The following is a 10,504-nucleotide window of genomic DNA, read 5'->3' on the forward strand; positions in this document are numbered from 1 at the left end:
CTATCACGATTATGTCTAGCAAGATATGCTCTTTCCCTCGATTATCTCGTGGATCTTCTACTCCCTCAAAGTGGCTCAGTAAACTTACTTCGATAGGGCTATTCATTGTGGCTTTATTTGTTTATTTTCTCCTAAATTTTATTACCTTTTTTATGCGGTTGCCCTGGGGACGGCTTGGAGTTTTGGTAAGCTGGATCGGCGATCGCGTATAATTAAACAAGATATTAAGCTGTATCGAGTTCCTGATGATTTGCAGGAGTTGATGGCGATTTTAATTGGAATTTTGGAAGGAGTTTGATCACCCCATGAATACTACCCAACAAGAACTATTCAAAGCTTTCGAGTCGTTACCTGTCGAAGCCCAACGCCAAGCTCTAAATTTCATCGCTTTCTTGCAACAAACATATCAAACACCAGTTGCAGAATTATCAAGTATCAAGGTAGGAAAATCAGATCAGAAATTAACCCTTAATGACTTAATATCTACTATTCCCAATAGCTTCACTTATCCTAGCGATGTAATGGAATTTATTGACAGCGAACCAGCAGGGCGTGAACTTCTATAACTATCCAAAGAGGTGAAGTTATCAGGATTAATCTTAACCCGACACAAGGAAGAGAACAGTCAGGAAATGCTCGTCCCTGTTTGGTAATCAGCCATACGCAGTATAATCAAAAACGTCAGGGAATTGTCATTGTTCATCCCATTACCAGCACTATTAAGCCTGAAATCAAAATGATGATTCCTATTCCAGAAGGGTTTAAAGTACAGGGTTCAATTATTACCGAACAGATAAGAACGCTTGATCTTAATCAGAGATGGTGGAAAACAACGGGAGAAATTTTGCCAGAAGATTTTGTTAATTTAGTTGTCCAGACTTTTAGCGTTATCATCAGCTAAGGTCTAATGTCTGCATGGCGAGTACCTTGTGATTTTACAGATATAATAGTTCTAGTCTACATTTCTGTGGAGTTATGACTTATGCAAAGTGTTAAGGTGCGATCGCGGGCTAGTGCTGATGGATTTTTACATTTAGATATTCCCGTGGGTATGCCTGTAAGTAATGTCAATCGTGAGTTTGAGGTTATGGTGATTTATCAATTGATTCAGCCTGAAGTAAAGCCTAAGACCCCTGAAGAGTTGGGCTGGCCGCCAGACTTTTTTGAAAAAACGGCAGGGGCTTGGCAAGGTGAGCCATTAGTAAGGGGAGATCAAGGTGAATTGCAGGAGCGTAATTGGGATTTGTTAGACTTATGATCTATCTTCTAGACACAAATACTTGTATTCAATATTTGAACCGTCGTAATTCTGCTGTGGTGCGTAAACTTACTTCTATAAGTCCTACAGATGTAGTACTTTCTGATGTGGTTAAGGCTGAACTTTATTATGGAGCGCACAAAGGTTCTCGCACTGAAAGTAATCTTGCTCTATATAAAGAATTTTTTGGACGTTTTGTTAGTTTGCCTTTTGATGGTAGAGCAGCCGAAATCTATGGAAGACTTCGCGCTCAGTTGGAGTCTTTGGGTACACCAATTGGAGGTTATGATATGTTGATTGCTTCTATCGCTTTGGCTAATGATTTGATCTTGGTGACGCATAATACGAGGGAGTTTAGCCGTGTAGAGGGGCTGCAAATCGAAGACTGGGAGATAGAATTATGATCAGTCAGGTGTTTTCTGCTTATTCTGAGTATAAGGATTCGGGGATTGATTGGTTAGGGAAGATTCCTACGCATTGGAATATACAAAAAATTAAATATAACTCGTATGTAAAAGGTCGGATTGGATGGCAGAATCTCAGAAGTGAAGAGTTTACCGATGAGGGAGCCTATCTTATAACAGGAATGCACTTTAAAGATGGATCTGTTGATTGGGATTCCTGTTATCACATTACTCAAGAAAGATATGAAATAGCACCTGAAATTCAAGTAAAAGAACACGATGTTCTTATGACTAAGGATGGCTCTATTGGTAAACTTGCTTACATAGATTATTTACCTAAAGAGGCATCTCTAAATAGCCATTTGTTAGTAATTCGACCATTAGCAAATAAATATCATCCCAAATATTTGTATTATTTGCTTTATTCTTCAGTCTTTAAAGTTTATGTTCTCAATACTCAGACAGGGACTACTTTTTTTGGAATAACTCAAGAGAGTGTGGTTAACTTTCCAGTTATCCTGCCAAGTATTAATGAACAAAAACAGATCGTTACATTTCTCGATCGCGCAACAACTGAAATAGACCAAATTATTGAGCAGCAAAAACAACTCATAACCCTCCTCGAAGAAGAACGCACTACCGTCATCAGCCACGCCGTCACCAAAGGGCTAGATCCGTCTGTTCCTATGAAAGATTCTGGCATTGAGTGGCTAGGCGAAATCCCTAAACATTGGGATGTTAAAAAATTAAAATACATAGCTTATGAACCATTTCAATATGGAGCTAATGAAGTAGCTGAATTCACGGATACTTCTCAACCTCGTTTTATAAGAATTACAGATATTAATGATGATGGATCACTTCGAGATGATACTTTTAAATCACTACCTGAAGATATTGCTAAACCATTTTTGTTAAAGCACGGAGATATCCTCTTTGCGAGAAGCGGAGCAACTGTAGGAAAAACATTCATGTATAGAGAAACATTAGGTATTGCTTGCTATGCTGGCTACTTAGTTCGTTTAAGAGTTAATCCAATTATTGTTGTTCCAGAGTTTATCTATTTATTTACTAGCTCTCTCGCATATTGGAGTTGGTTATCAAGTAGTTTTATCCAAGCTACTATCCAAAATGTTAGTGCGGAAAAATATGCAAACCTTGTAGTTAGCGTTCCTCCATTAGAGGAGCAAAATATTATCATTAAATATTTAAATTCTGAAACAGCCCGAATTGATGAAGCGATAGACAACGTGCGATCGCAGATTGAAAAACTAGAAGAATATCGCACCGTCCTGATATCCGATACCGTCACAGGTAAAATTGATGTTAGAGGATTTGAACAAAATGTCTAACAAACCAATTTATTTTTCAGAACACTCCAAACAACAAATGAAATTGCGCGGAGCTTTAGCAGAAGAAGTCACTTTAGCAATACGCTCGGCTAACTGGCAAACTGCAAAACAAAATCGTTTACGATGTCGTTTTCAGTTTCCTTTTAATGCCATATCCCCAATGAATCAGCAGTTTTACCCATTTAAAACTATTGAAGTTGTTTTTGCTGAGAAGCCCGAACGCATCGAAGTGATCACAGTTAAAGTTTATTACTACAACTAAAAGGAAAAACACAATGAAAATTTATTATGATGCTGAAATTGATGCTCTGTATATCGAGTTTCGCCCCTTAGCCGCAGGAACAGCCGAAAACCGCGACTTAACCGAAGACATCACCGCCAACTATGCCCCAGACGGTAAAATCGCAGGATTAGAAATCCTTGATGCTTCTTCAGTTTTAGAAGCAGACCTAGGGAAAATCATTTTTGAATTTTCTCCAGTTCCCACCTTAGTCAAAGCATAGAAAACTTATGGCTCATCAAAATCATCAGACATCTTGACCAATCCCTTTGCACTACCAAACTTAGGGAAAGGCTTATTCTAAAAAGTTACTCTAGCTCCTTAAAAACCCTAGCAATTGTAGCGATCGGCAGAAAAAGAGAAAGCTCCACATCTTGGAAGGGTAAAAACTCATGTCTTAGATAAAATTCCTTTGCTTTGACATCAAGTGCATCCACACGCACCGCATAAACTCCAACCTCCTGCGAAATCCGCAACGCACGCATCAACGCATCCACTAAAAGCCGACTACCTAACCCCTGCCCTTGCCAAATGCGATCAACCGCTAACCTCCCAATTAGCACCGCAGGGATAGGATAACTTGGCAGTTTTGCTCGATCGCGATCGGGAAGTTCTGAATAAGCGATCGCACAAGAACTCAGCGTGTAGTAACCTGCTATTTTATTACTCTCATCAGGAAGCGCCACAAACGCTTTAGCGATACCCTTTTGATCGTTTTGCCTTGCATACTTTTTGATGTAGTCATTGAGGCTCGGATAGCCACAATCAAAGCCATCTCGTTGATACTGCTTTTGAATGGGGACAATTCTCCATTGATGGAAGGACTCAGAGGTTATATTCATCTTTGTACTTCAAGATTGCATCCTTGAGCTTACCTTTGAGTGTGGGTGGATTTTCTAATGCCGCCATAAACAGATCGCGATCGCGATTTGAGAGAACTAAGCGATCGGAAGTCTCCACATCCTGTCGAGCCACAGGCAAGACTTGAGAGAGCGTATAAGCCGTCACAGATATCCCTCTTAGCTGAGCAGCCTTTTCTAAAAGCTCTTTTTGTTCCTGCGTAACCCGCAATTCTATTCTGGTATCTTTTGTCTTTAGGACAGTATTTGAGTCAGACATAGCATTTTTCACACTTTTAGGTGCGACTAGAATATAGTTAATGCTATCATAACCGTACATTGTCCGTACAGAATATTTAAGAAGATTAGAAGCCTATGGACACCAGTGAAAAAGACTTTGAGGCTCAAATCGAGGAGCATCTAACAACCCACGGATTTATCAAGCGCTATTATCATAACTTTGATGCAGTCAATGCGATCGACTCTCAAATGCTGTTTGACTTTATCTATGCCACACAGCCCGAAACATGGCAAAAACTAGAAACGCAACATGGCTCACAAGTCAAACCAAACTTTCTAAAACGCCTAATCAAAGAAATCGAATCAAGGGGAACCCTCGATGTTTTTCGTAGAGGTGTGAATGACCTTGGTTGTAAATTTGAACTTGCCTACTTTAAACCCGAAGACAACCTCAACCCCGATCATAGCCGCCTCTATCAAGCCAATATCTTGACGATCGCCCGTCAAGTCCACTACAGCCCCAAAGACACCCTTAAAAGCCTTGATACTGTTCTATTTCTCAATGGCTTGCCAGTATTTACCATCGAACTCAAAAATCCGCTTCAGGAGCAAAATGTCCAAGATGCGATCGCTCAATATCGCCATACCCGCAACCCTAACGATCCTTTACTTAAATTCGGACGATGCATAGCTCATTTCGCTGTAGATACCGATCTGGTTTATATGACCACCCATCTCCAAGGCGAAAACACCCGCTTCCTACCCTTCAACCAAGGCAACGACAAAGCCGCAGGAAACCCAATAAATCCCAATGGTTTCAAGACTGCTTATTTCTGGGAACAAGTCTTAGAACGGGATAGCCTACTAGATATACTCAATAACTTTGCTCAGTTACGCGATATTCTCGACGATAAAGGCATCAAAACAGGTAAGCAAGAGATCATTTTCCCGCGTTATCATCAACTCGATACTGTGCGAAAAATGGTTAGCCATGCTCAAACAAAAGGAACAGGAGACAGCTATTTAATCCAACATAGTGCAGGTAGTGGTAAAAGTGAAACGATCGCTTGGTTAGTATTGCGACTCTCCTCGCTCAAAAACGCTCAAAACCAAAGAGTATTTGACTCGATTCTGGTAATTACCGATCGCACCAACCTCGATCAACAGCTACAACGCACGATCCGAGGTTTTAACCATGTCGCAGGAACCATCACCACCATCGACAAAAACAAATCCACAAATCTAGCCAAAGCCCTTGAACAAGGGGATGACATCATCATTTCAACCCTTCAGACTTTCCGCTTTGCCCTTGAGAAAATAACTAGTCTCAATGGTAAAAAATTTGCAGTAGTCATTGATGAAGCTCACTCTTCTCAAAGTGGCGAAAGCAAAGATGCCGTTAAAAAGGTTTTGTCATTTGGTAGTCCATTAAGGGTTTCTCCTAAAGTTCCCATTGCTGCTGATGCTTCTATTCCCTATCAAATAAACACACAGCTAGAAGAAGAGAATGAACCCGATAGCGAAGATGAAATAAACGATATTGTGGCTTCTACACAACGACAAAAAGGGCGATCGCCTCACATCAGCTACTTTGCCTTTACTGCCACACCCAAGCCCAAAACTCTTGAAACCTTTGGTATTCGGATCGATCAACCAGATGGGAAAGAGATCTTTGTTCCCTTTAGCCTTTACTCCATGCGTCAGGCGATCGATGAAGGCTTTATCTTAGACGTTTTGCAAAACTACACCACCTATAGCAGCTATTTCAACCTGATCAAGTCCATCACTGACGACCCAAATTACGACAAGAAAAAAGCCGCCTATATCATCAAAACCTACGCCGATCACCATGAGCATTCCATCCGCACTAAAACCGAAATCATGGTGGAACATTTTCACCAACAAACAGCCAACTTGATCAATGGTCAAGCTAAAGCCATGATCGTCACGCGATCGCGCCTTCAGGCTGTGCGTTATAAATTAGCTTTCGATAGTTACTTAAAAACAAAAGGCTATCCCTACAAAGCCTTAGTCGCCTTTTCAGGTGGTGTGATCGATCCAGAGTATCCATTACCCGATCCCTACACCGAATCGAATATGAATGGAGTTCCCGAAAGTAAAACCGTAGAAGCCTTTCAGCACAATGAATACCGTTTTCTCATCGTGGCGCGAAAGTTCCAAACTGGATTTAATCAGCCATTACTCCAGACCATGTACGTTGATAAAAAATTATCAGGCGTGGAAGCAGTGCAAACCCTATCCCGTCTTAATCGCACCACCGCTAATAAAAATGAAGTCTTTGTCCTCGACTTTGCCAATGAGACTAAAGAAATTCAAGCATCCTTTCAACCTTACTATCAAGCAACTATCCTCTCGGAAGCTACAGACCCCAATAAACTCTATGACCTGAAACGTCTTCTCGAAGAGTTTCACATATTTACAAGCAGCGATGTAGAAAACTTTGCCCGTACTTACTTTCCCACTAAGAAAAATCCTAAACCCAATCAAGCCAAGCTGCACCCTATCCTCAACCCTATTGTTGAGAGCTATCAAGCACTTACACCAGAAGAAAAAGCAGACTTTCGCACCCGTTTAGGGGATTACACAAGAACATATGCTTTTTTAGTACAGATCATTACTTTTACGGATGCCGATCTCGAAAAGTTTTACCAGTTTGCGCGATTTCTTTTGAAAAAACTACCCATTGATCGAGATCGATTGCCTACTGAGTTAACCAACTACATCAGCATGGATTCCTATCGGATTCAGCAAACCAGCACAGGCAAAATTCAATTACTAACAGAAGACGGTGAGCTAGTCCCACTTTCTAGCTTAGGGACAGGTAAACCAAGCACCATCGATCTTGCGCCTTTGTCAGAAGTCCTAAAATACATCAACGATCGCCACGGTACTAATTTCATAGAAAGCGATAAACTGACTTTTTTCAGTGAAGATTTATTCCGTCGCCTAGAGAAAACCGAAGGAATCTATCGCGCTCTCGATCCTAAGATTAATCCTTCACAGGAAACTCAGAAATTAGCTTTTGAGACCTATTTTCGAGAAATCCTAGAGGACATGATCGATACCAACTTTGATATTTACCAAAAACTTTCTGATGATACAGAATTCGGTAATATTTTCCTTCAGGTGATGTTTAATAATTTTCGGAAAGATCTAAGCGATCGGCGCGATCAAAATATTGGATAATTTGCCTATAAAGCTGTTTTGACTATGAAATGACTATGATTAACTAAATAAAAATATAGGATCTATATATACAAGGCTTTTCAATGAATAATTTCAATGAATAACATCATAGACTCATAATTGTTGATATGTCGGTTCGATTCCGACACTTTGGATAACCGAAACAAGCCTCCATAAGCAACTTATACCGTGTAACCACTTACAGGGTTAGCTCATTTTGGACATATTTAGCCTAGTTTTGACTGTGATTTGACTGTGATTTCTGTTATCTAAGGCACAGTAAGCATCGAGGAGTTGCAAGGACGACTAAGACTGAGATTGCCAATACAGCTATTTGAAGGCAAGCAGAAATACTTAACGCTTGGGCTATCAGATACTAAGATCAATTTCAAAATTGCTGAGGCAAAAGCTCAAGAAATACAGACTGACATTGTTCTGGAGCGATTTGACTACACCCTAGATAAATATCGTCAGGGAGCACCCCAATTAGGCACTGAGTAAAAATACTTAGGGAAATAGAAATAGCCATTGAGATAAGCACGGCGATGTTTCAAAACTTGAGCAACATTTTGCTGATGCCACTGAGCCCATGAAATCTTGACCCGACGACAAAATATGCTCAATAGACGATTCAACAGAGCCAGAGCCAATGGTTAGCCCCTGTTGCTGTAGATAACCATACTCAGGTATACGATGGCGATGATTGCGTAAATAAGTCAGAACAGATATGGTTTTGTTTTCCTTGCTTAGTCCCATTCTTGCCTATGTGTTCCGACCCACACTTTGGACATTTTATCTCTTTTATTGCAACCCATACTTCATTATGCAACAGTTCTCCGAATCCCCCCTTTAGATCCCGATTTTCTTCCTAAATAAAAATAGACTCTAATTCTCTTACATAATCTACAACTATAGTATTTTGATGCTAATCACCGAATTTTCCTCGTTATTTAAGACAAATCCTTTGGTTTTTACTTTATTCTTTCTTGTTGCAGGATTCACGGTGTTTGTTCCACTTTTTTTGCAGCTTTACAGAACGGTGAATTTTATTGTCCCAAGTGAAGTTCTCTCTTTCCCATTCACAGTTTGCGAAGAAGAGGAACTTCAACAAATTCAGAACAAGGTGAAAGATTTTATGGGATCTTTATTAGAGAATAATCAGACTAATGAACTTACCTTAAGTGAATATGAGTTAAATTCTTTGGCTAATAAAGGTCAAGGCTTTGAAGCTATGGCTCCTAAAATCAAAAAATATAGACACTATACGTTAGAAAACAATTCCATCACTCTGAAATATTTAACTTACCCTGATCCTTCGCTATATAAGGGATATATGATTATGATCGATTCAATTAAAATCTCAATAGAAGATGGAGAACTGAATGGATCTTTAACTCGTATTTCTCAGAACGACAGGAAAATCTTTTTTGGAATAAGTGAGAAATGGAATGGTTCGCGGATATTTCGTGACATTTTTTATACCAACGGATTAGATGAGATTGATAAAATTGTCAGCAAACTTGAAAGTATTCAAATAGAAGAAAAGTGTATTAGATTCATCCCCAAACGGCTTGCTCCACAATCGCTAGAATAAACGTTAGGTGCGTTACATTAACACACCTAACAGAGCTTATTTAAGCAATTATTTCAGCCTATTATTTCGTTGTTTTTTTTCAAGTTCAGCAATTCCTTTGAGGATGCGTCCCGCCACCTCAGCCTGTTGTTTGGCAAGTCAGGATTGCGCCCATACTTTTAGAAAATCGGCATAATTTAATGGAAGAATTGAAAAATGTTGTCTAGAAATAGGTTACACGATCGCTCATTTACTATGGCTCAATAATTATGCGTATTGTATTTTTTGGAACTCCTGATTTTGCAGTTCCTACATTAGAGAAGCTTTTGTCAGAAACAGATTTTGAAGTGGTGGGCGTAGTCTCCCAGCCAGATACAAGGCGTGGTCGTGGTAATCAAGTCACGCCACCCCCTGTCAAAGCTGCGGCGATCGCTAAAAATCCTAACCTCAAAATCTGGCAACCCGATCGCCTAAAAAAAGACAAACAGGTACTCGAAGAACTAGCCAACCTTAATGCCGATGTATTTGTGGTGGTTGCCTATGGGCAGATTCTCTCGCCAAAGATTTTGCATATGCCGAAGTATGGCTGCATTAACGTGCATGGTTCGCTCTTGCCAAAATATCGTGGTGCTGCACCAATCCAATGGGCGATCGCTAATGGCGAGAGCATTACGGGCATTACAACCATGCAAATGGATGCAGGGATTGATACGGGCGCGATGTTACTCAAGGCGGAGTTAGAAATTTTGCCTGAAGATAATACGGATACCTTAAGTACTAAATTGGCGAACTTAGGTGCAGATCTATTAATTGATACTTTGCGCCGCTTAGATACGCTTAAGCCTGAATCTCAGGACGATGCTTTGTCCTGCTATTCACCAATGATTGGGCGCGAGGATTGGGAACTAGATTGGAGCAAAGAGGCGATCGCTTTGCATAATCGCATTCGTGCCTTCTATCCCAATTGCTACACCGATTTTCGCGAACAGAGGTTAAAGATTACGAAATCGGAAATTGTCGAAGGTGAGGACAATTTAGAGAATATTGGGAAAGTTGCCGAAATTCGTAAAGGCAAAGGCTTTGTCTTGCAGACTGGCAAAGGTTTACTATTAATTAAGGAAGTTCAACCTGCGGGTAAAAAATTGCAATCGGGTTGGGATTTTGTCAATGGCGCGAGAATGGCGATCGGGGAATCCATAGTCAAAAAAGAGACGCATAGCGACGCTTTTAGTTAGATATAGCAGTAGCCAGTTATGCTAGAACAAAAACAAAACCCAGAAGAGTGTTGCGGCGCGAAGCGCCGCAACACTCTTCTGGGTTTTATGTCTTAACTTATTTGGCTATAGCTATA

At 40.3% G+C, this 10,504-nt stretch carries 13 protein-coding genes and 1 pseudogene; 11 read left to right on the top strand and 3 right to left on the bottom strand.

The features are described from left to right. Window positions 1-305 precede the first annotated feature (305 nt). From AC805_RS11825 to AC805_RS11855, 7 genes are all read left to right on the top strand, one after another. Window positions 306-566 (top strand): hypothetical protein, encoded by a 261-nt coding sequence (locus AC805_RS11825; protein ID WP_055075630.1) that lies wholly within the window; start codon window positions 306-308, stop codon window positions 564-566. Continuing rightward, window positions 563-901 (top strand): type II toxin-antitoxin system PemK/MazF family toxin, encoded by a 339-nt coding sequence (locus tag AC805_RS11830; RefSeq protein ID WP_055075631.1) that lies wholly within the window; start codon window positions 563-565, stop codon window positions 899-901. The genes AC805_RS11825 and AC805_RS11830 overlap by 4 nt, the downstream gene beginning before the upstream one ends. Window positions 902-982: 81 nt before the next feature. Beyond that, window positions 983-1,258: a hypothetical protein gene (locus AC805_RS11835; RefSeq protein ID WP_055075632.1), complete on the top strand. Its 276-nt coding sequence runs from the start codon at window positions 983-985 to the stop codon at window positions 1,256-1,258. Beyond that, window positions 1,255-1,662, top strand: coding sequence for a type II toxin-antitoxin system VapC family toxin (locus AC805_RS11840; RefSeq protein ID WP_055075633.1), 408 nt, complete (start codon window positions 1,255-1,257; stop codon window positions 1,660-1,662). Before AC805_RS11835 ends, AC805_RS11840 begins: the two co-directional genes overlap by 4 nt. After that, window positions 1,659-3,014 carry a restriction endonuclease subunit S gene (locus AC805_RS11845; RefSeq protein ID WP_055075634.1) on the top strand — a complete coding sequence of 452 codons (1,356 nt, stop codon included), beginning with the start codon at window positions 1,659-1,661 and terminating at the stop codon, window positions 3,012-3,014. Before AC805_RS11840 ends, AC805_RS11845 begins: the two co-directional genes overlap by 4 nt. After that, a complete protein-coding gene (locus AC805_RS11850) occupies window positions 3,007-3,276 on the top strand; it encodes a hypothetical protein (protein WP_055075635.1) in 270 nt (89 codons plus the stop codon). Before AC805_RS11845 ends, AC805_RS11850 begins: the two co-directional genes overlap by 8 nt. A gap of 13 nt (window positions 3,277-3,289) precedes the next feature. Then, entirely contained in the window at window positions 3,290-3,517 is a 228-nt protein-coding gene (locus AC805_RS11855) for a DUF2283 domain-containing protein (RefSeq protein WP_055075636.1), read from the top strand. A gap of 85 nt (window positions 3,518-3,602) precedes the next feature. On the opposite strand, the gene AC805_RS11860 is transcribed toward AC805_RS11855, so the two are convergent. Together AC805_RS11860 and AC805_RS11865 are read right to left on the bottom strand one after the other, a co-directional pair. Beyond that, entirely contained in the window at window positions 3,603-4,136 is a 534-nt protein-coding gene (locus tag AC805_RS11860; RefSeq protein ID WP_055075637.1) for a GNAT family N-acetyltransferase, read from the bottom strand. Beyond that, window positions 4,120-4,413: a DUF1778 domain-containing protein gene (locus AC805_RS11865; RefSeq protein WP_055075641.1), complete on the bottom strand. Its 294-nt coding sequence runs from the start codon at window positions 4,411-4,413 to the stop codon at window positions 4,120-4,122. Before AC805_RS11865 ends, AC805_RS11860 begins: the two co-directional genes overlap by 17 nt. 95 nt (window positions 4,414-4,508) lie before the next feature. Here AC805_RS11865 and AC805_RS11870 point away from each other — a divergent pair, with 95 nt between their 5' ends. Continuing rightward, window positions 4,509-7,580, top strand: coding sequence for a type I restriction endonuclease subunit R (locus tag AC805_RS11870; protein ID WP_072143598.1), 3,072 nt, complete (start codon window positions 4,509-4,511; stop codon window positions 7,578-7,580). A 285-nt stretch (window positions 7,581-7,865) separates the two neighbouring features. Further along, window positions 7,866-8,081 (top strand): Arm DNA-binding domain-containing protein, encoded by a 216-nt coding sequence (locus AC805_RS11875; protein ID WP_082429477.1) that lies wholly within the window; start codon window positions 7,866-7,868, stop codon window positions 8,079-8,081. On the opposite strand, the pseudogene AC805_RS26830 reads toward AC805_RS11875, so the two are convergent. After that, a pseudogene (locus AC805_RS26830) lies at window positions 8,051-8,294 on the bottom strand (hypothetical protein); the annotation flags it as partial. The gene AC805_RS11875 and the pseudogene AC805_RS26830 sit on opposite strands and share 31 nt — an antisense overlap. 208 nt (window positions 8,295-8,502) lie before the next feature. Between AC805_RS26830 and AC805_RS11880 the strand changes: the two are divergent. After that, window positions 8,503-9,174: a hypothetical protein gene (locus AC805_RS11880; protein WP_055075639.1), complete on the top strand. Its 672-nt coding sequence runs from the start codon at window positions 8,503-8,505 to the stop codon at window positions 9,172-9,174. Window positions 9,175-9,422: 248 nt separating this feature from the next. Further along, window positions 9,423-10,388, top strand: a complete 966-nt coding sequence (fmt, locus tag AC805_RS11885; RefSeq protein ID WP_055075640.1) for a methionyl-tRNA formyltransferase — start codon at window positions 9,423-9,425, stop codon at window positions 10,386-10,388. Window positions 10,389-10,504 lie beyond the last annotated feature (116 nt).

It is taken from the genome of Pseudanabaena sp. 'Roaring Creek' (genome assembly GCF_001402795.1).
Lineage (GTDB): Bacteria > Cyanobacteriota > Cyanobacteriia > Pseudanabaenales > Pseudanabaenaceae > Pseudanabaena.